The following is a 19,214-nucleotide window of genomic DNA, read 5'->3' on the forward strand; positions in this document are numbered from 1 at the left end:
AATAAGTATCCCGGCCATATTATCCCGGTACTAGAATCGGAGCATGGTCAGGTTGCCGCTCACTCCCGCAGAGCTCGAACGCGGACAGCGTCTCGGCGCCCTCCTGCGTCGAGCCCGTGGAGAGCGTTCGATGCTCCTCACCGCGCTGGACGCGGGCGTCTCGCCGGAGACCCTTCGGAAGATCGAGTCCGGCCGGATAGCCACCCCCGCCTTTCCGACCATCGCGGCGATCGCCGACGTCCTCGGCCTCTCCCTCGACGCCGTCTGGTCAGAGATCAACACGTCGGACAGCGGGGTCGAACTTCCCCGACCAGCTCGCACCGCACGCGAGCGGTTGGCCTCCTAGTCTCGACCCCGCTGGCACAGCGCGACGCGTCGGCCGGTGACCGGTCAAAAAGGTGCTGGCCCCGGTCGATGAACGACCGGGGCCAGCGGGTGGTGCGTCAGGAGGCGGCGATGCCCTCCATGCCGATGCCGTCGGCGAACTTCGGCAGACCCTCCACTGTGGTGACGAGATTCAGGGACCCGTCCTCATGCACCTTGTAGCCCTGCACGTTGCCGGCGGTGGCGTTCTGCACGTACAGGAAGCCGTCACTGGTGGTCATGTCGATCGACCCGCCGCCGGTGTCGGCGGCGACGTTCTTGACGAGTTCGAGCTTGCCGTCGTCGTTGACCCGGTAGGAACTGATGGTGGAGCTGCCGGCGTTGGCGACGAAGAAGTAGTCGCCGACGCGCTGGATCCAGCACGGCGCCTGCTGGCCGTTGGGCACCGACGGGCCGACCTGGTCGAGCGCGCCGTCGTCCTCCAGTTCGAACCGGCTGACCGCGTTCGCACCCGACTCGGTAACCAGCAGCGAGTCCTCGCTGTCGAAGGTGAAGCCGAACGGGGTGTTCCCCGCGTCGCTGATCACCGGGTTGCGGGACAGTTTGCCGTTGCGACCGATCTCGTAGCTGAACATGACGTTGGCAGCCTTGGTCGACACCAGGACGAACTCGCTGTCCGGGTCGATCTTGACCTGGGCCGGGGCGGTCCCGAACGCCGGCGGGTTGCCGTTGTGCAGCCCGAGCGACCGGTTGGCGTCCTCGATCCGCGACAGGCGCCCCTTGTGCAGCTCGAAGCCCTGCACCGAGCCCTCGCCGCCGGCGTTGAGGACGTAGACGAGGTCGCCGCGGGCCGCGACGCTGACCGGCAACAGACCGCCGGACCAGATGACCTGGAGCTTGTGCAGCTTGGTGCCGTCGACGCGGAAGACCGTCACGGTGTTGCTGCCGGCGTTCACCGCGAACAACAGTCCCTTGTGGTAGATCAGGGAACCCTGCGAGGCCAGGGCGTCGAGCGGAGCGCCGATGGTGAAGCCGCCCAGCCCGCCGGTCTCGTACTCACCCGCCTTGGAGAGACGGCCGTCCTCGTCACGGTCGTACACCTTGATGGTGTTGCCCTCGGCCTTGTTGGTCTGGACGAAGACCGCTCCCTCGTCGCCGTGGTGGTGATCACCCCCCTTGCGGTCGTCGTGGTACCCGGGGCCACCACCATCGGCGGAGGCGGTCCCGGGGATCGATCCGATGCTGGTCAGACCTGCCAGGAGGGCTGCCGCGAACGCGACACTGCGCTTCATCACTGACTCCTTATGCACCCGAAGGGAGGAATACGAGTTTTCCTCTACTTCGAAAGCTATCGGAGCAGCTAGGCGCGTTCGACCCACTTACCCTAAAGCGGTAAATTCGTGCCGTTCCGTGGAATGCGCAGACGTATGGGTAGCGCTGGGATAGGGCGAAGCGGACCCTCGGCCCGTCAGGGCAGGAACTCGGCGGTCAGGCTGATCAGCGCGCGGGCGGCTGCCCCGACCGGGCGGTCCACCGGGGGTGGCGAGACGCCGTCCAGTTCAGTTCGACGCCGGCGACGCTCAGCAGGCGCACCCCGTGCTCGTCGGCGACGGCGAAGCGGCCCGTGGGGGCCCGGGGTCAGCGCGGGTCGGGCCACCACGGTTCGAGGAGGGTGGGGTCGGCGACGTACTGCGCCACCTGCGTCCGCTGTTCCGGGGTCAGCGGCAGCGCCTGGAGTCGGGCGCCCCACTCGGGCACCCGGTCGGCCTTGTCCAACGCGGTGGCCAGCTCGATCAGGCCGGCCAGCGCCATAGCCTGCTCGACCACCGGGGCGTCCTCGGCGCGGCGGCGCATCCCCGAGTCGAGCGCCCGGTAGGCCGCCCGGTCGTCCATCTTGAACTCGCGCAGGATCCGCGCGTTGTCGAGCACCCGGGCCAGCCCGTCAAGCTCCTTCGACCCGCCGTACTCCACGTCCTTCGGCTCGTCCCGCTGGATGAAGACGATGGTGTTGCCGGAGGGGTCGATGATGCTGAACCGCGACGCCCCGGCCCGGTAGCGGGTCATCCGGGGAAGGCCCTTGACCAGCACCTTGCCGTAGCTGCGGCGCATCGCCTCGGTGAACACCGCGTGGTACGACGCGACCGCGTCCACCATCACCAGGCAGCCGCCGGAATGCTCCTTCGCCGGGTCCAGGTCTTTGGGCGCGGGGCCGTAGTGCAGCTGGAACCCACTCCAGGTGAACGCCAGGTACACATATGGCCTGAGTTGCTCAAAAGCCACCTCGAACCCGAGGGCCCGCCAGAACGCCAGGGTCTCCTCCGGGGCCGCGCAGTGCAGCAGCGGCACTGTGGTCTCGTTCGGTTGGACACGGTCCTCGTTGATCGTCATGGTCACTCCCGGTCCGGTCGGCAGGCCGGCCATTGTGCCAGCACCACCGAGCGGCTCCGACGGGTTTCGTCTCCTACCCAGGGAGGAGGCGCGCTCCGACCACCGGCCGCAACCGGGGCTCGGGGTCGGACGCGATCGGCGGGCGCGGCCACGAACATCTACAGACATGACTACCGTTGTGCGCCGGGCGACGCGCTGGAACCGCCCACTGATGTTCCTGGTATCCGTGATGGCGGTGCTCGGCGTCGTCGCCGTCGTCGGCATCCTCGTCGACCCGCGCGTCCTCACCGGGGCGCCGATCTGGCTCAAGCCGTTCAAGTTCGCGGTGTCGTTCGTGCTGTACGGCGCGACGCTCGCCTGGATGCTCTCGCTGCTGCCGCGACGCAGCCGGGCCGTCGAGAGGGCGGTCGTCGTCATCGTCGCGGTGGCGGTCGTCGAGAACGCGTGGATCGTCGGTCAGGTGATACGCGGGCAGACCAGCCACTTCAACGACTCCACACCCCTGAACACCGCGCTGTTCGCGGCGATGGGCGCGGCGATCATGGTGCTGTTCTTCGCGCACCTCGTCATCGGGATCGTGGTCCTGATCCAGCGGATCCCCGATCGGGTCGCCGCGACCGCCGTCGGGTGGGGGCTCGGCCTGTCCCTTCTGGGCATGCTCGCGGCCGTGCCGATGGCGCTGCCGATGCAGGACCCGGGGATCGAGGGGATCGGTGGGGCGCACAGCGTCGGCGTGCCCGACGGTGGGCCGGGGTTGCCGGTGGTCGGCTGGAGCACCACGGGCGGTGACCTGCGGATCGGGCACTTCGTGGGGCTGCACGCCCTCCAGGCGTTGCCGATCCTGGCGATCCTGCTGAGCCGGTTCGCGACGCAATTGGTCGAGCGCACCCGCGCCCGCCTGCTGGTCGTCGCGGGCGTCGCGTACGGCGTACTCACCGTGCTGTTGACCTGGCAGGCCCTGCGCGAACAGCCGCTGCTGCGGCCGGACGGCGTCACGCTCGCCGCGGTCGCGGCCCTGGTGGTCGCGACGGCGACCGCGACCGGCCTGGTGCTGGCCCGCCGACGTCGCCCGGAACTGGCGCTGGCCGCGTGACCGGGACGCTGTTCTCCCTGACGTTCGCGGTGGCCGCGCCGTTCTGGGCGCTGATGATCTTGCTGCCGCGCTGGTCGTGGACCGCCCGGATCATCGCCTCGCCGCTGATCGTGCTGCCGGTCGTGGTGATCTACGCGCTGCTGGTGCTCCCGGCGTTCGGCGACGTGCTGCCGGCCGTGGCGTCGCCGACCCTGGCCGGGGTGCGCGACCTGCTCGGCACCTCCGACGGGGCCGCGGCGGGTTGGGCGCACATGATCGCGTTCGATCTGTTCGTCGGGCGGTGGGCGTGGTTGGACAGCCGCGATCGGGGGGTGCCGGCGCTGGTGATGGCTCCGGTGCTGCTGCTGACCATCCTGCTCGGGCCGCTCGGCCTGGCCGCGTACCTCGCGGTCCGGGCCCGGTGGCGGCGGCCGTCGGCCGCCGCCACCGGGCCGCAGCACCTAGGCTGACCACCGTGAGCTGGCCGGGGCGACTGTTCGACATGCGGGACACGCTCGTGCGGATGGCGCTGCTCGACCTCGCCGGGGTGTGCTATCTGCTCTTCGTCCCGCACTCCGCCAGCACGCCCACGGCGACACAGTGGATCCTCGCGGTGCTCGCGTTCACCGTGGGGCTGGCGGTGCACCGTTGGCCGGTGGTCAACCTGGTGACGCAGGCCGCCCTGCTGGCGGTCGCGATCCGTCTGGTCGACGACTTCACCATCAACCAGGTTGGCGCGAGTTGGGCTCTGCTCGAGATCACCATGCGGGCGCGCCGGCCCCGGACCATCTGGTTGGCCGCCGCGCTGCTGGTGGTGGTGGACCTGACCGACTCGGTCGGCGATCCGCTCGGCCAGGTCGCCTCGGGCGTCGTCGGCCTGGCCCTGGAGGTCGGCGTGCCGGTGCTGCTCGGCCTGGTCATCCGCACGAACCGGGAGCTGAGTCGGCAGGCCGTGGAGCGGGCTGTGGCCGAACAACGCCAGCACGCGTCGGAGAGTCGCGCGGCGCGCGCCGACGAACGCAGCGCCATCGCCCGCGAGCTGCACGACGTCGTCGCGCACCACGTCGCGTCGATGGTCCTGCGGGTAGGCGTGGCCCGGCACGTGCTCACCGACCTGGACCCCCGCGTGGGCGAGGTCTTCGACGACGTACACGGCACCGGCACCGCGGCCCTCGCGGAGCTGCGCCGGCTGGTCGCGGTGCTGCGCGACCCCGACGGGGTACGCGGCGACGCGGCGCTGACCGCGATCGAACCCGCCGCGCTGCCGGCGGCGATCGGCGCGTCCATCGACCGGGCCCGGCAGGCGGGTGTCACGGTGGAGGCCGATCTCGACCCGGCGATCGGTTCACTCGACGCGGTGCGCGGCATGGCGGTGCTGCGACTGACCCAGGAGGCGCTGACAAACGTGGCCAAACACGCGGGGACGTCCGCGCTCGCGCACGTCGTGGTCGCCGTCCGGGACGGCTCCGTGCACTGGGAGGTCACCGACAACGGGCACGGCAGGGTGCCGGCGGGCGTGCCGGCCGGTGGCGGGCACGGCATCACCGGGATGCGCGAGCGTGTCGAGGTCCTCGGCGGCCGGCTGGAGGCGGGCCCGACCGACGCCGGGTGGCGGGTGCGTACCGTCCTTCCGGCGGTCGCCTCCGCGTCCGCCGACGCCCCGGTCGGGTCCGTGCCCCGCGAGCGGGAGGCCCCGGCCGGGTCGCCCGCGCCGGAGCCGGCGTGATCCGGGTGCTGCTGGTCGACGACCAGCACCTCATCCGGGCCGGGCTGCGCATGCTCTGCGACGCCCAGCCCGACATCGAGGTCGTCGGGGAGGCCGACAACGGCCGTGAGGCGATCCCGCTGGCCGGGCGGCTCCTCCCCGACGTCATCGTCATGGACCTGCGGATGCCCGGTGTCGACGGGATCACCGCGACCAGCCGCATCCTCGCCGAACGCCCCGCCACCCGCGTCCTGGTGCTGACCACGTTCGGCGACGACGACCACCTCTACCCCGCGCTGACCGCCGGGGCGTGCGGGTTCCTGCTCAAGGACGCACCCCCGACCGAGCTGCTGGACGGCATCCGCCGGGCCGCCGTCGGTGACAGCCCGTTCAGCCCGGAGGTGCTCCGTCGCCTCGTGCAGCGCGCGGTGCACGCCCGTCCCGGGTCACCACCGGCCCTGCCGGGCCTGACCGCCCGGGAACGGGACGTGCTGAATTTGGTCGCCGAGGGCCTGTCCAACACCGAGATCGCCGAACAGCTCCACATCGGTGTCACCACGGTCAAGACCCACATCACCAGCCTGATGACCAAGACCGACAGCCCCAACCGGGTACGTCTGGCCCTGTTCGCTCGCGGTGTCTGACGCTCAGGCCCGCATCCGCGCGGACACGGCGATGACGAGCACCAGCGGCACGATCAGCAGGGCCGGGGCGACGACCGGCAGGTGCAGGGCGACCAGGGCGCCGACCGCCGCGCCGACCATGAGGGCCAGCAGCACCTGAGCCTTGGGACGCAGGCTGGCCCACGGGCTGCGCGCGGCGACCCCGGCGATCAGGCTGGTGAGGGTGCCGGTCAGGTACGTGGAGGACAGGCCGGACACGCCGAAGCGTTGGATCGCACTGCTCTGCACGCCCAGCGCGACCGCGGACAGCATCAGCAGCGCCAGGTGGACACCCGCGTCGGGGGTGTGCAGGGTGACCTCCCAGACGACGGCGAACACCACGAACACCGACAGTTCCAGGACCAGCGCCCACGTGACCCGCCGGGGCCAGACCGGATCGTCGGGCTGTGCCGAGCCGACGACGCGGGCGCCCGCGAGGACACCGACGATGAAGCTGACGATGGCGCAGCCCGACGTCAACGCCAGGTCGGCCTCGCCCCGGCCGGCCGAGAGCCCGAGCAGAACCATGTTGCCGGTCATCACGCTGGCGAAGGCGCCGCCGAGGGCGAGGAAACCGAGAGCGTCGGCGCTGCCGGTGAGGAAGGTGAGGACGACGACGAGCACCTGCCGTCGCCGCAGCAGGCGCTCGTCTCGTTGCGCGGCGACGCGGGGGCGGGTGACGCGGGGCGCTGTGCTCGACACTGTCGGCCACCTTCCAGTAATTGTTCTTCGTATACACTTTGTCCGGACACGTTCACGGAGAGGCGAGGCGACCAGGTGGCTGAAGACCTACGGGACAAGCTCGGCGCGCAACACCTGCCGCTCCGCGATCAGGTCCTCGCCGCGCTGCGGACCGCCATCATCGACGGCGACTACCTGCCCGGCGAACGGCTGACCGAGGACCGGCTCGCCGAGGACTTCGGCGTCTCCCGCAACCCCGTCCGGGAGGCACTGCGCGTCGCCGAGGCGGAGGGGTTCGTCGTGATCCTCCCCCGCCGGGGAGCGGTAGTCGCCTCACCGAGCAGCGGGACCATCACCGACATGTTCGCCGTGCGCGGGCGCCTGGAGACGCTGGCCGCCCGGCTGGCCGCCGAGCGGGCCACAGCGGCCGACGTGGCGTCCCTACGCGCCCTGCTCGACCAGGGCCGCGAGGCGACCCAGCGCCACGACCTGGCCCGGGTCGCCGAGCTGAACAGCACGCTGCACCTGCGCATCCTCCAGATCAGCGGAAACCCCTGGCTGTCGTCGATCGCCAAGTCGCTCTACCTCCATGTCCAGTGGGTCTTCCGGCTCGGTGCGGCCGAACGCGCGCCACACTCGTGGGCCGAGCACATCCAACTCGTCGACGCCATCGAGTCGGGCGACGGTGACCGCGCCGAGCGGGCCGCGCTCGACCATCTCGACGCGGCATCCGCCGCGGCGTACGAGAACGCCGAAGGTGGTTACGGCGCCCGCTGACGGGCACGCGGCTGCGGCATCGGCTACCGGCCGCACGCGTAGCCCTGCATCCCCCGGGGGTTCGCGCCGGCCGCCAGCACTCCCGTCGCCGGGTCACGGGTCACCGCGCAGAGCCGACCGAGGCTCCACCCGTCGGTGACCCGCACCTCGTGCCCGTACGTCCACAGGGCGGCCAGCACGTCGTCGTCGTACCGGTCCTCCACCACCAGGACACCGGGCTCCATGTCGCGGGGATAGAACGACCCCGGCAGGCTGACCGTGTGCCACGCCGGCGCGTCGATGGCCTCCTGAAGGCTCTGCCCACCGACGAGGTGCCGCAGCAGGAACGGCAACTGCCACTGGTCCTGCTGGTCCCCACCGGGGGTGCCGCAGGCCAGCACCGGCTCGCCGTCGCGGTGCACCATCGTCGGGCTCAACGTCGTACGCGGGCGGCGGCCCGGTGCCAGCGACGAGGCGAGCCCCTCCTCCAGCCAGAACATCTGCAACCTGCTGCCCAGCGGAAAGCCCAGCTCCGGAATCGTCGGGGAACTCTGCAACCAGCCGCCGCTGGGCGTAGCGGAGATCATGTTTCCCCAGCGGTCGACCACGTCCACGTGACAGGTGTCGCCCCGGGTCACCCCGTCCGCCTGCACGGTCGGCTCTCCCGTCGTCGGATCCGCCGGGTCGGCGCGACGCCCGACACCCGGTCGGACGTGAGCCGGCAGGCGGGGTTCCGCCCCGTCCGGACGCCCCGGCCGCAACTCCGCCGACGCTCGGTCGCCGATCAGGGCGGCCCGCTCCCGCGCGTACTGCGGCGAGAGCAACGCCTTGGCGGGCACGTCGGCCCCGTCGCCGTACCAGGCCTCCCGGTCGGCGAAGGCGAGCTTGAGCGCCTCGACCTGGGCGTGCACACCCGCCGCGGTCGCCGGGTCGTACGCGCCCGGGTCGTCGAGCGCGTCCAGTGTGGCCAGGGACTCCAGCAGCACCGGGCCCTGACCCCAGAAGCCGGTCTTGGCCACCGAGTAGCCGTGCCAGTCGAGGGTGGCGGGCGGCTCCCAGCTCGCCGAGTACGCGGCCAGGTCGTCGCCGGTGACCAGCCCGGCGTGCGGGCGGCCACTGGAGTCCTGGAACGGTCGCCGGCTGAACGCGTCGATCGCCTCGGCGACGAAACCCGTGCTCCAGGCCCGGCGCGCTGCCTCGATCTGGGCCTCCCGGTCGACGCCGGCCGCCCGTCCCGCCTCGACGAGTCGGCGCAGGGTGTCCGCGTACGCCGGGTTGGTGACCACTTCCCCCGCGGCCGGTGGCCGGCCGCCGCGCAGCCAGAGCGCGGCGGACGTGGGCCAATGGTCCTCGAACAGCGACCGGACGGCCGCCACTGTGTCACCGACCCGACCCACCAGCGGGTGCCCGGCGCCGGCGTAGCCGATCGCCGGCTCCAGCACCTCGGCGAGGGTGAGCGTGCCGTGCTCGCGCAGCAGCAGGAGCCAGGCGTCCACCGCGCCGGGTACGGCCGCCGCGAGCGGCCCGGCACCCGGGATGAGGTCCATCCCGAGGGACCGGAAGTGCGCGATGGTGGCGCCGGCCGGCGCCGGCCCCTGCCCGCACAGCACCTTCGTTCGAGGGTCCGTTGCGGTGGCCACGATGGCCGGCACCTCGCCGCCGGGCCCGTTCAGGTGCGGCTCGACGACGTGCAGGACGAACCCGGCGGTGACCGCGGCGTCGAAGGCGTTGCCCCCGCGTTCCAGGATGCCCATCGCCGACTGGCTGGCGAGCCAGTGGGTGGAGGACACCATGCCGAAGGTGCCCTGCAACGTGGGTCGGGTGGTGAACGTCATGACAACACCTCACTGGACTCTGCGGTACGAACGTCGGGACCGGTGCCGTCCGGCCGGACCAGGTGGCACGCGGCCATGCCGTCTCCGATGGCGGTCTGCGCCGGCACCTCCGTCGCGCACCTGTCGAAGGCGAGCGGGCACCGGGTCCGGAACCGGCAGCCGGACGGCGGGTCGAGCGCGGACGGCAGGTCGTCGCCGAGCAGCACCGGCTGGCGGTGGCGCTGACGCACCGGGTCGGCCACCGGCGCGGCGGAGAGCAGCGCCTGCGTGTACGGGTGTGCGGGCCGGGCGAAGATCCGCTCGCGGCTGCCGGTCTCGACGAGTTGACCCAGGTACATGACCGCGATGTCGTCGGCCAGGTACTCGACAGCGGACAGGTCGTGGGTGATGAAGAGGCAGGCGAACCCGATGTCGCGCTGCAGGTCGGCGAGGAGGTTGAGCACCGACGCCTGCACTGACACGTCCAGCGCGCTGGTGGGTTCGTCAGCGATGAGCAGCATGGGCTCGGAGATCAGGGCCCGCGCGATGCTGACCCGTTGACGTTGCCCGCCGGACAGCTCGTGGGGATAGCGACGGGCCACCTCTGCGCGCAGGCCGACCCGTTCGAGTTGGGGGGCGACACGGGCGTCCCGGTCGCGCCGGGAGATCCGCTTGCCGGCCAGCCGCAGCGGCTCGGCCACGATGTCGCCCACCAGCATGCGCGGGTCCAGTGACCCCGCCGGGTCCTGGAAGACGATCGAGACTGCGCCGCGATGGGGACGCAGCCGCCGCCGGGACAGGTGGGTGACATCAGTGCCCGCGATCCGGACCGTTCCCGCGGTCGGCTCGACGAGCCGCACCACGCATCGGCCGACTGTGGACTTCCCGGAACCGCTCTCCCCCACCAGGGCCGTGACCCGGCCGCGCGGGATGGTCACTGACACCCCGTCCACGGCACGCACCGGGCCGAAGTGCATCACCAGGTCCGCGATCTCCAGGGCGTTCGGCTGCGGCGTCATCGGTTCGCCTCCTGAGCTGCCGTCGGTGCCGTCGTGCAGGGGTGCCAACAGGCCGCGACGTGGTCGGTGTCACCGATGCTCTCCAGCGGCGGGGCGGCCGACCGGCACCGCTCATCGGCGGCCGGGCACCGATCCGCGAAGGTGCAGGCGTCGGGTTGGCTGGCCAGGACGGGCACCAGCCCGGGGATCTCGGTCAACCGGTCCGTGCCGGCGTGCCGTCCCGGCTGCGGTGACGCCGACAGGAGCCCGGCCGTGTACCGGTGCCGTGGGTGGGCGAACAGGTCGTCGACGGGCGCCCGTTCCACCACCCGGCCCGCGTACATGACGACGACGCGGTCCGCGATGTCGGCGATCACGCCGAGGTCGTGGGTGATGATGAGGACGCTCGTGCCGAGCCGGTCGCGCAGGTCCCGCAGCACCTGGAGGATGCCGGCCTGGACGGTGACGTCCAGCGCGGTGGTCGGCTCGTCGGCCACCAGCACCTTCGGGCCGCAGGCGACCGCCATCGCGATCATCACGCGCTGGCGCATGCCGCCGGAGAGTTGATGCGGATAGCTGTCTACCCGCTGGGCGGCGGACGGGATCCCGACGAGCGTCAACAGCTCGACGGCGCGCGCCCGCGCCGCCCGTCGGGACATCCGTTCGTGGACCTGGAGCACCTCCCCGATCTGCCGCCCGGCGGTGAGCACCGGGTTCAACGACGTCATCGGCTCCTGGAAGATGTAGGCGATCTCCCGACCCCGGACCCGACGCACTGCCGATTCACGGGCCCCGACCAGCTGGGTGCCGTCCAGGCGCACCGACCCGGTGACCCGGGCGCTGCCCGGGAGCAGCCCGGCGATGCTCATCGCGGTGACGCTCTTTCCGCACCCCGACTCGCCCACCATCCCGACGATCTCCCCGGCTGCGAGGTCCAGGCTGACCCCGTCGACCGCCGAGACGGTGCCGGTCTCGGTCGGGAACGACACCGACAGGTCGCGGATCTCCAGCACGGGCGCGGAGGCGGTGGTCATCGCCGGTCTCCCTTCGGGTCGAGGGCGTCGCGCAGGGCGTCACCGAAGACGTTGAACGCCAGCGCCAGACCCATGATCACCACTCCGGGGAGAACGGCGGCCCAGGGTGCGCGGGCGGCGAACTGCTGGGCGGTGGCCAGCATGGTGCCGAGACTGGGTGCCGGGGGCTGGATGCCGAGGCCGAGGAAGGACAGCACCGCCTCGCCGAGGATCGCGGCCGGGATGGCAACAGTGGCCTGCACCAGGATCACCGAGGTCGCGTTCGGCAGGATGTGCCGGGCCAGCACCCACAGGTCGCTCGCGCCGTCCACGACGGCCGCCGCGACGAAGTCCAGCGACTTGAGGCGCAGCGTGTCCGAGCGGACGACCCGGATCACGCCGGGGATCTGGGCGATGCCGATGGCCACCGCGGCGTTGCCGAGGCTGGCGCCCCGGATGGCCGCCAACCCCACCGCCATGATCAGAAACGGAAACGCCAGCAGCAGGTCGGTGAAGCGCGAGATCACCGCGTCCCAGGCCCGGAAGTAGCCGGCCGCGAGCCCGAGCGGCACCCCGATGACCAGGGACGTGGCCACCGCCAGGAGCCCCACCTGCAATGACGCCCGCGCACCGAGCATGATGCGGGAGAGGACGTCCCGACCGAGGTCGTCGGTGCCCAGCAGGTGCCCGGCGGTGCCGGGAGGTGCGAACGTACGGGCGAAGTCGGTCTGGTCGACCGAGTAGGGCGCGAGCCAGGGCGAGAGCAGCGCGATGACACCCGCCAGCGCGAGGACGACGAAGCTCACCACGGCGAGCGGGTTGCGCCGCAGTCGCCGCAGCACCCGGGTACGCCGGGTGATACTGGCGGTGCCGGTCTCCGCCATCGGTACGGTGAGGACGGTCATGCCGGATCTCCCGTCACCCGGATGCGTGGATCGATGACCGAGTAGAGCAGGTCCACGAAGAAGTTGATCACGATGTAGGCCGCCGCGGTGAGCAGGACGACGGCCTGGATCACCGGGTAGTCCCGTTGGAACACCGCGTCGATGGTCATCTTGCCGAAGCCCGGCAGCCCGAAGATCTGTTCGGTGACGACCGCGCCCGAGATCAGCCCACCGAGTTGGAGGCCCACGACGGTCACCACCACGATGAGGCTGTTCCGCAGGGCGTGCCGGGTGATGACGGCGCGCGGGCGCAGACCCTTCGCCTTCGCCGTGCGCACGTAGTCGGAGGAGAGCGAGTCCAACATCGCCGATCGGGTCTGCCGCATGATGATCGCGGCCAGGCCGGTGCCGAGGATCACGGCCGGCAGGACGATGTGGTGCAGGTTGTCCACGGGGTCCTCCAGGATCGGCACGAAGCCGGAGGCGGGGAACAGCCCGGTCGCCACGGACAGGTAGAGGATCGCCAGCAGCCCGAGCCAGAAGTGCGGCACCGACAGGCCGATCAGGGCCAGGCCGTTGGCGAGCCACTCCGCCGGACGTCCACGGCGGACCGCGGCGAGCACCCCGGCGCCGACCCCGAGCGCCGCCGCGATGAGGATCGCCAGGACGGACAGCTCGACGGTCACCGGCAGGGCGGTCGCGAGCATCGACGAGACCGGGGTGCCGGTGCGGATCGATACCCCGAAGTCGCCCTGCGCCATGCGCTCCACGTACTGGGCGAACTGCACCGGCAGCGGCTGGTCCAGCCCGTAGTGGCGACGGATGGCCTCCAGGGCCTCCGGCGACCGGTCCTCCCCGGCCAGGGCGAGGGCCGGGTCGCCGGGGAGCGCCCGTACGCCGACGAAAACCACGATCGTCGACAACAGCAGGGTCAGGGCCGACTGCCAGGCGCGGGTGAGCAGATATCGGGCCACGACGGCCTACTTGCCGAAGCCGGCGAAGGCCGCCCGGATCACGCCGTCCGGGTAGACCTGAAGGCCCTGGATCTGCTTGCTGACGGCGGTCAGGTTGCGCTGCCGGTAGAGGTAGATCAGGGCGTCGTCCTGCTGAAGCAGCGTGACCGCCTGCCCGTACAGCTTGCGGCGCTCCTCGACGTCGCCGGCCTGTCGGGCCTGGGTCAGCACTGTGTCGAGCTGCGGGTTGCTGTAGCCGGCGACGTTCTGGCTGGCGCCGGTGCCGACGAAGTTCGTGATGTTGGCGTCCGGGTCGATCCGTCCGCTCCACCCCAGTTGCAGCAGCTCGAAGTTGCCGCGGTCCTGCTCGTCGAGGAGCGACGAGTACTCCACCGGGTTGATTTTCAGGTCGAAGCCGCCGTCCTTGACCATGGACTGCAACGCCTGCGCGAGACGCAGCGTGTCGGGGGTGTTCGAGGCGAGCATCGTCACCGTGTACGGCGTCTGCACGCCGGTCTCGGCCAGCAACTGCTTGGCCTTGGCGGGGTCATGCGTCGGGCAGGTCTGCGCCTCGGGGGACGAGAACGTGCTCGCGGGCGAGATCGGGGAGCAGGCGGCGGCGTGCAACCCGTTGAAGACCGCGTCGACCAGGGCCTTGCGGTCGATGGCGTGCTCGAAGGCCTGCCGCACCTTGGCGTTCTGGGCGAGGGGGCGGTTGATGGGCTTGGGGGCGGTGCCGACGCCGTCGACGTTTCCGACGTTGATGGTCAGACCCTGGTAGCCGAGGGACTGCGACTGGAGGACGGAGACCGCCGCGTCCTGCCGGAGCGAGGCGACGTCCTGGGTGGAGACCGAGTCGGCGACCTGCGCGTCGCCGGAGCGCAGGTTGGCGGCGCGGATGCTGGCGTCGGTGAGGATCCGCCACGAGATGGTGTCCAGGTGCACCTTGCTCGCGTCGTAGTAGTTCGGGTCCCGCACCACCTCGATGGAGTTCTGCGGCACCCGCTTCGCGAACTTGAAGGGGCCGACGCAGACCGGCGCCGAGGCGAAGTCGTCACCCAGGGTCCGCAGCGCCTGGGCACTCATGATCATGCCGGCCCGGTCGGCGAGAGCCCCGAGCAACGGTGCGAACGGCTGCTTCAGCCGCAGGACGACGGTCTGCGCGTCCGGGGTGTCGACGCCGTCGATGGGACCCAGTTCGCTCTTGCGCGCCGACCGGGCGTTGGTGAGGTGGCGTTGCAGGGTGGCCTTCACCGCGGCCGAGTCGAATGCCGTGCCGTCCGCGAAGCGCACGCCGGGCCGCAGCGGAATGGTCACCGTCCGGCCGTCGCCGCTCGTGGTGGGCAGTGCCGTCGCGAGCTGCGGTACGACCTGCGCCTGCTCGTTGACGTCGTAGAGCTTCTGGCACATGGCCTGGAAGACGTAGCGGGAGTAGAGGCTTCTCGACAGCGTCGGGTCCAGCGCGTCGGGCTCGGCGGAGAGGGCGATCACCAGCTTGCCGCCCTGCTTCACTTTGGCGGGGTCGGCCGGCGTACCGAAGGAATCCTGGCCTGCCGACTGGTCGCCGCCGGACGGGTCGCCGCCTTCGCTGTTCGACACGGGTGAGCAGGCGACGACGGTGCAGACGACGGCAGCCGCGGCCACGGCGGCCCGGAGCACCCGGCGGCGGGGCAGGTTCGTGTCGCGGACGGAGAGGTTCGTCATGGAGAGCTCCTCAAGTGGGCGATTCGGGGAGCGTATGTTGTATACGATGACCGCCGCAAGACCTCCACGAATGGCTGACGGGACGCCCCCGGGAAGCGGAAGCGGCCGGAAACGACCGCAGCCCGGTCACGGTGGGAAGCGGCCCGCCCAGCGCCGCTTCCCACCGCGTCCTCCTAGGAGTTGTACGCCTGGGCGGTCACCGTGACCTGGCGGGCGAGGCCCGATCGGGCCGGCCAGGAGATCCGCACCTCGCGGCTCTCCCCCGGCAGGAGCCAGAAGTAGTTGTCGCCGTAGCGGGCCGGCAGGACCCGCTCACCGCGCTGGTCGCGCACTGCGAGCCGGACCAACGCGGCGACCGTACGACCCTGGTTGCGGACCGTCGTGGTGACGGTGTTGCGCCCGTCCACGACGCGTGCGGTGTTCGACGACGTGGACAGTCGGGTGCTCGGCACGTCGTTGAGCGCCCGCAACTGCTCGGCCTTGTCGTAGCGCCAGTAGGTGTTCTCCGCGAGCAGCCGGTCCCGGCTGTCCCGCAGTTCCAGCCGCACCAGGTGCAGCCCACCGCCGTCCGGCGCGGCGAGCGGGAAGACCGCCGTGGTGGCCGAGCGGGCCACGTCCACCCGCTGACGCTGGGCCGAACCCAGCGGCCGACCGCTCAGGTCGTAGCGCCGGGCGCTCACGCTGACTCCGCTCAGCGGCACGGCGGTGTGGTTGACCACCCGGACCTGCCAGGTGCCCGGGTCGGCCTGGACGTGCACCGGCTCGCACCCCTTGCGGGCGCCGTAGTAGGCGCCGTTCACGTCGAGGTCGTAGTCGTAGGTCTGCCAGACCGTGCTGTGCCACGCCGGGTGCGACATCCACAGCAGCAGACCGGTGGCGTCCTGCCACAGGTTGGCGTTCCACGCCTCGAACATGGCGCGGTGGCTCTCGTAGTTGACGAACTGCGCCCGGGTGGCGAACTCGTCGAGCGAGTCGGACTCACCGAGCCGCGCGTCGATCGCCGCCTGGTACGTGCCGACACGCTGGTTACCGATGGTCGACCAGTCGTGGTAGTTCCACACCTCACCGATCGGCCACTCCGGCGCGTCACCCACGAGGTTGCGCATGCTCTCGACCACCGACACCACCGGCATGCCGATCTCGGTGTGGAAACCGAACGCGCCAGTGTCGTAGGTGTTCCTGTTGTTGTACGTCGCCGGCTCCACCCAGTGGTACGGGCCGTGGCCGCTGACGATGCCACCGGCCGAGTTGGGGATGTAGAGGATTTCCGGGTGCTCGGCGGCCGCTGCCTGCTTGAGCCCGGCGTCCACGATCGGCGGCGGGTCACCCTCGTTCGCGCCACACCACACCACGATGCTCGGGTGGTGGCGGAACCGCCGGATCGTGTCGGCGGCGATGTCGACGTAGCCGGGCGGGTTGGGCAGGAACGCGCCCGCCTGCCAGAAGTCGTTCCACACCAGGATGCCCTGCTCGTCGCAGGCCTGGTACAGCTCCTCGCGGTTGCTGCTGCCGAGCCAGTTGCGGATCATCGTGAAGTTCATGTCGCGGTGCATCTCGACGGTGTCGGCCAGCCGGTCGGGCAGCACCCGACGCAGCAGCTCGTCCCAGCCCCAGTTGCCGCCCCGGGCGAACACCGGCACACCGTTCACGCTGATCTTGAGTTGGGTGACGGCGTTGCTGACCGACTTCACGTCGGTCCACCGCTGCCCGTCGTCCGAGACCTGGATGACGAAGTCGCGGGCGTACGCCTGCTCCCAGACGATGGTGATTTGATCGAAGCTGACCGGAGCGCCGAGGTCGACCTGGATCCACTGGTTGTCCTCGAACTTCGACGACCAGCGGGTGCGGGGGTTGCCGTCGACGGCCCGGTCCGGTCCGTTGGAGTCACTGTCGGACGACGACGCGGTGGCGGTCCGGCGCAGCGCCAGATCGACGTCCGGCTCGGCCTGCCGCTGCACCGAGAGCGCCCACATGGACACGCCCCACGAGGTCACCCGCGCGCCGGTCTGGATGCGCAGGTGCTGCGCGGTCTGGCTGGCGAACGTCTCGACCTGGGTGGCGCGGCTGCCCAGCGGGGTGTCGTTGCTGACCGACGTCACGTCCTTCCAGGCGTCCCCGTCGGCGGAGACCTGGACGCGGTAGTCCAGCGCGTACGCCTGCTCCCACACGATGGTGACCCGGTCGAAGTCGACAGCCGCGCCGAGGTCGACCTGGATCCACTGGTTGTCCTCGGCCTGGGAGGCCCAGCGGGTCGCCGTGTCGCCGTCGACGGCCTTGCCGGGACCGTTGCCGTCGTTCTCCGACGACGACGCGGTCGCGTCGCGGCGCAGGGCGAGATCCGGGCCGGTGCCGTCGGCCACCGACAGCGCGAACATCGAGATGCCCCAACCGGTGGCACGCTGGCCGGCCTGGATGCGCACGTGCCGGGCGTGCTGCCGGGCGAACGTGACCGTCTGGGTCGCCGCGCCGTCGACGAACTCCAGGGCGGGCTTGCCGGGTGGCGAGATGACGATCGGCTGGTGCCAGTCGTAGGCGAACTCGCGGACACCGAAGCGGAGCGCACGCCGGTCGCTGACCGAGCGCTTCACGGTGGCGGTGAGCGTGAGGTCGTACAGGTGGGGGTCGCCGTAGCCGTTGGGCCACCAGAGCCGGGGGTTGCGCAGCCGCAGCGCGCGGAATCGCTCCGGCGTGAAGGTGACGGTGCTGCTCCCGCCGGCGGGAACGGTCACTGTGGACTCGACGCGGACCTTGTCGAACTCGGCGCGGACGGTGACAGTGGTGGCGGTGGCCGCCGCGTTGCGCACCGGCACCCGGATGGTGACCTCGGCGGTGTCGGTGCCGGGCAGGTCGGGCAGCGTGGTCTGCACGTGCGGGTCGCCGATGACCACGGCGCCGGTGCTGCGCAGGCGGACGTGGTCCCAGAGGCCGGTGACCCGGTCACGGACGGCCGGCATCCAGTCCCACCCGGACACCGCCAGGTAGGTCGGCGCGTCAAGGTAGTGGTGGGCCGACTGGAGGAAGGTACGACCGTCGGGGCCCTTGTCGCCGGGCGTACCCGGGTGCGGCATCGGAGTGACCCGAACGGCGAGGACGTGCTCGCCACGGTGACCGGCCAACGCGTCGGTGATGTCGAAGGCAGCCCGCGCGAACGGGTGCTTGACGCTGCCGACCTGCACGCCGTTGACCCAGGCGGTCGCCTCGTGGTTGATCCCGTCGAACTCCAGCCAGATCCGTCGGCCGGCCGAGGTGTCCAGGTCGCGCGGCAGCCGCAGCGCGCGCCGGTACCACCAGGTGTGCCGGGACAGCGCCTCCGGGATGCGCATGTTGTTGAAGCCGGCCACGGGGTCGGGCAGGTGGCCCTGCTCGACCAGGGTGCCCAGCACTGTGCCGGGCACCGTCGCCGGCAGCCAGGACCGGACGTCGACGCCGGCACGGGAGAGCTCCGCGCCGTCGGCGGTGCCGGCGAAGTCGTCCATCGTCAACGACCAGCCCGACTCCAGCGGCACCGTGCCGTCGGCGGCGACCCTCAGCTCGGGGGCCGGGCCGGTGTTGCCGCCCTCCCAACTGGTCCAGCCCTCGGCCTTCGGCCGGCCGGCCAGCGGTACGCCGTAGACCTGGAAGCCGTTGAGGCCCACCGGGTTGCTGTTCGAGCGCTTCGTGGCGGTCATCCGGATCCACCGGGCGGTGACCGGCTCGGGCAGCTTGATGGTCTGCGCGCCGCCCTGGCCTTCGCTGGTCTCGTACACCGACCGCCAGGCACGGCCGTCGGTGGAGACCTCGATCCGGTACGCCGTCGCGGCGCTGGAGAGGATCTCGTCACCGTCGGTGTCGGTGTAGTTGCCGTCGAACGGCCCGTCGGTGAGCGTGGCCTCGAAGACCAGGCAGACGGCCTCGATCCGGCACAGCGCCTGGAGGTCCACCGAAATCCACTGTGGGTCGCCGTTGGCGGCGCGCCAGCCACTCCCCCGGACGCCGACCTGCGGCAGGCCGTCCACGGCGAAGGCGGCCGGCGTCGGCGCGTAGTCGGTCGAGGAGGCCGTCACCGGGCGGTACCGGGCCAGGTCGGTGGGGGTGGCGGTCGGCGCCGGCACTGCGGCGGACGCGAGGGCGTCCGGGAGGGCCGCGGTCACCCCGACCGACGCCAGCAGCGTCGCGCCGGCGGAGAGGAAGGTACGCCGGGAAATCGGCGATGGCTCGGACATCTTGCCTCCAGAGATGACAACGTTGTCAGATGGCGGGGGTCTGTGACAACGTTGTCAG

At 71.3% G+C, this 19,214-nt stretch carries 16 protein-coding genes; 6 read left to right on the forward strand and 10 right to left on the reverse strand.

From position 1 onward, the window contains the following. Positions 1-43 precede the first annotated feature (43 nt). Positions 44-346: a helix-turn-helix domain-containing protein gene (locus ACIA47_RS02440; RefSeq protein WP_396704799.1), complete on the forward strand. Its 303-nt coding sequence runs from the start codon at positions 44-46 to the stop codon at positions 344-346. Between the two features lie 97 nt (positions 347-443). Here ACIA47_RS02440 and ACIA47_RS02445 read toward each other — a convergent pair whose 3' ends face one another. Both ACIA47_RS02445 and ACIA47_RS02450 read right to left on the reverse strand, forming a co-directional pair. Beyond that, positions 444-1,616 carry a lactonase family protein gene (locus ACIA47_RS02445; RefSeq protein ID WP_396704801.1) on the reverse strand — a complete coding sequence of 391 codons (1,173 nt, stop codon included), beginning with the start codon at positions 1,614-1,616 and terminating at the stop codon, positions 444-446. 346 nt (positions 1,617-1,962) lie between these two features. Then, a complete protein-coding gene (locus ACIA47_RS02450; protein WP_396704803.1) occupies positions 1,963-2,712 on the reverse strand; it encodes a glyoxalase in 750 nt (249 codons plus the stop codon). Positions 2,713-2,878: 166 nt separating this feature from the next. Between ACIA47_RS02450 and ACIA47_RS02455 the strand changes: the two genes are divergently transcribed. The 4 genes from ACIA47_RS02455 to ACIA47_RS02470 are packed head-to-tail and all read left to right on the forward strand — an operon-like array spanning position 2,879 to position 6,133. Next, positions 2,879-3,805: a hypothetical protein gene (locus ACIA47_RS02455; protein WP_203118808.1), complete on the forward strand. Its 927-nt coding sequence runs from the start codon at positions 2,879-2,881 to the stop codon at positions 3,803-3,805. Next, positions 3,802-4,254, forward strand: a complete 453-nt coding sequence (locus ACIA47_RS02460) for an ABA4-like family protein (RefSeq protein WP_203118806.1) — start codon at positions 3,802-3,804, stop codon at positions 4,252-4,254. The genes ACIA47_RS02455 and ACIA47_RS02460 overlap by 4 nt, the downstream gene beginning before the upstream one ends. A gap of 5 nt (positions 4,255-4,259) precedes the next feature. After that, positions 4,260-5,510: a sensor histidine kinase gene (locus tag ACIA47_RS02465; protein WP_396704806.1), complete on the forward strand. Its 1,251-nt coding sequence runs from the start codon at positions 4,260-4,262 to the stop codon at positions 5,508-5,510. After that, the gene (locus tag ACIA47_RS02470; RefSeq protein ID WP_203118802.1) at positions 5,507-6,133 is read left to right on the forward strand and encodes a response regulator transcription factor; all 627 of its coding nucleotides are present in this window, start codon (positions 5,507-5,509) and stop codon (positions 6,131-6,133) included. The genes ACIA47_RS02465 and ACIA47_RS02470 overlap by 4 nt, the downstream gene beginning before the upstream one ends. A 3-nt stretch (positions 6,134-6,136) precedes the next feature. Here the strand turns inward: ACIA47_RS02470 and ACIA47_RS02475 are convergent, their stop codons facing one another. Continuing rightward, entirely contained in the window at positions 6,137-6,853 is a 717-nt protein-coding gene (locus tag ACIA47_RS02475) for a YoaK family protein (protein WP_396704808.1), read from the reverse strand. A 75-nt stretch (positions 6,854-6,928) separates the two neighbouring features. Here ACIA47_RS02475 and ACIA47_RS02480 point away from each other — a divergent pair, with 75 nt between their 5' ends. Continuing rightward, positions 6,929-7,609 carry a GntR family transcriptional regulator gene (locus ACIA47_RS02480; protein WP_203118798.1) on the forward strand — a complete coding sequence of 227 codons (681 nt, stop codon included), beginning with the start codon at positions 6,929-6,931 and terminating at the stop codon, positions 7,607-7,609. 23 nt (positions 7,610-7,632) lie between these two features. On the opposite strand, the gene ACIA47_RS02485 is transcribed toward ACIA47_RS02480, so the two are convergent. The 7 genes from ACIA47_RS02485 to ACIA47_RS02515 form a co-directional block, all read right to left on the reverse strand. Beyond that, complete coding sequence (locus ACIA47_RS02485; RefSeq protein WP_396704811.1) at positions 7,633-9,423, reverse strand: gamma-glutamyltransferase family protein; 1,791 nt, start codon at positions 9,421-9,423, stop codon at positions 7,633-7,635. Next, complete coding sequence (locus ACIA47_RS02490; protein ID WP_396704813.1) at positions 9,420-10,421, reverse strand: ABC transporter ATP-binding protein; 1,002 nt, start codon at positions 10,419-10,421, stop codon at positions 9,420-9,422. Before ACIA47_RS02490 ends, ACIA47_RS02485 begins: the two co-directional genes overlap by 4 nt. Beyond that, the gene (locus ACIA47_RS02495) at positions 10,418-11,434 is read right to left on the reverse strand and encodes an ABC transporter ATP-binding protein (RefSeq protein ID WP_203118784.1); all 1,017 of its coding nucleotides are present in this window, start codon (positions 11,432-11,434) and stop codon (positions 10,418-10,420) included. The genes ACIA47_RS02490 and ACIA47_RS02495 overlap by 4 nt, the downstream gene beginning before the upstream one ends. Then, complete coding sequence (locus tag ACIA47_RS02500; protein WP_396704815.1) at positions 11,431-12,318, reverse strand: ABC transporter permease; 888 nt, start codon at positions 12,316-12,318, stop codon at positions 11,431-11,433. The genes ACIA47_RS02495 and ACIA47_RS02500 overlap by 4 nt, the downstream gene beginning before the upstream one ends. Beyond that, positions 12,315-13,271, reverse strand: coding sequence for an ABC transporter permease (locus ACIA47_RS02505; protein WP_203118782.1), 957 nt, complete (start codon positions 13,269-13,271; stop codon positions 12,315-12,317). Before ACIA47_RS02505 ends, ACIA47_RS02500 begins: the two co-directional genes overlap by 4 nt. Positions 13,272-13,277: 6 nt before the next feature. Further along, positions 13,278-14,954: an ABC transporter substrate-binding protein gene (locus ACIA47_RS02510; RefSeq protein ID WP_396704818.1), complete on the reverse strand. Its 1,677-nt coding sequence runs from the start codon at positions 14,952-14,954 to the stop codon at positions 13,278-13,280. A gap of 173 nt (positions 14,955-15,127) precedes the next feature. Further along, positions 15,128-19,156, reverse strand: coding sequence for a discoidin domain-containing protein (locus ACIA47_RS02515; protein WP_396704820.1), 4,029 nt, complete (start codon positions 19,154-19,156; stop codon positions 15,128-15,130). Positions 19,157-19,214 lie beyond the last annotated feature (58 nt).

The sequence above is a fragment of the Micromonospora sp. NPDC051227 genome (assembly GCF_044455385.1).
Lineage (GTDB): Bacteria > Actinomycetota > Actinomycetes > Mycobacteriales > Micromonosporaceae > Micromonospora.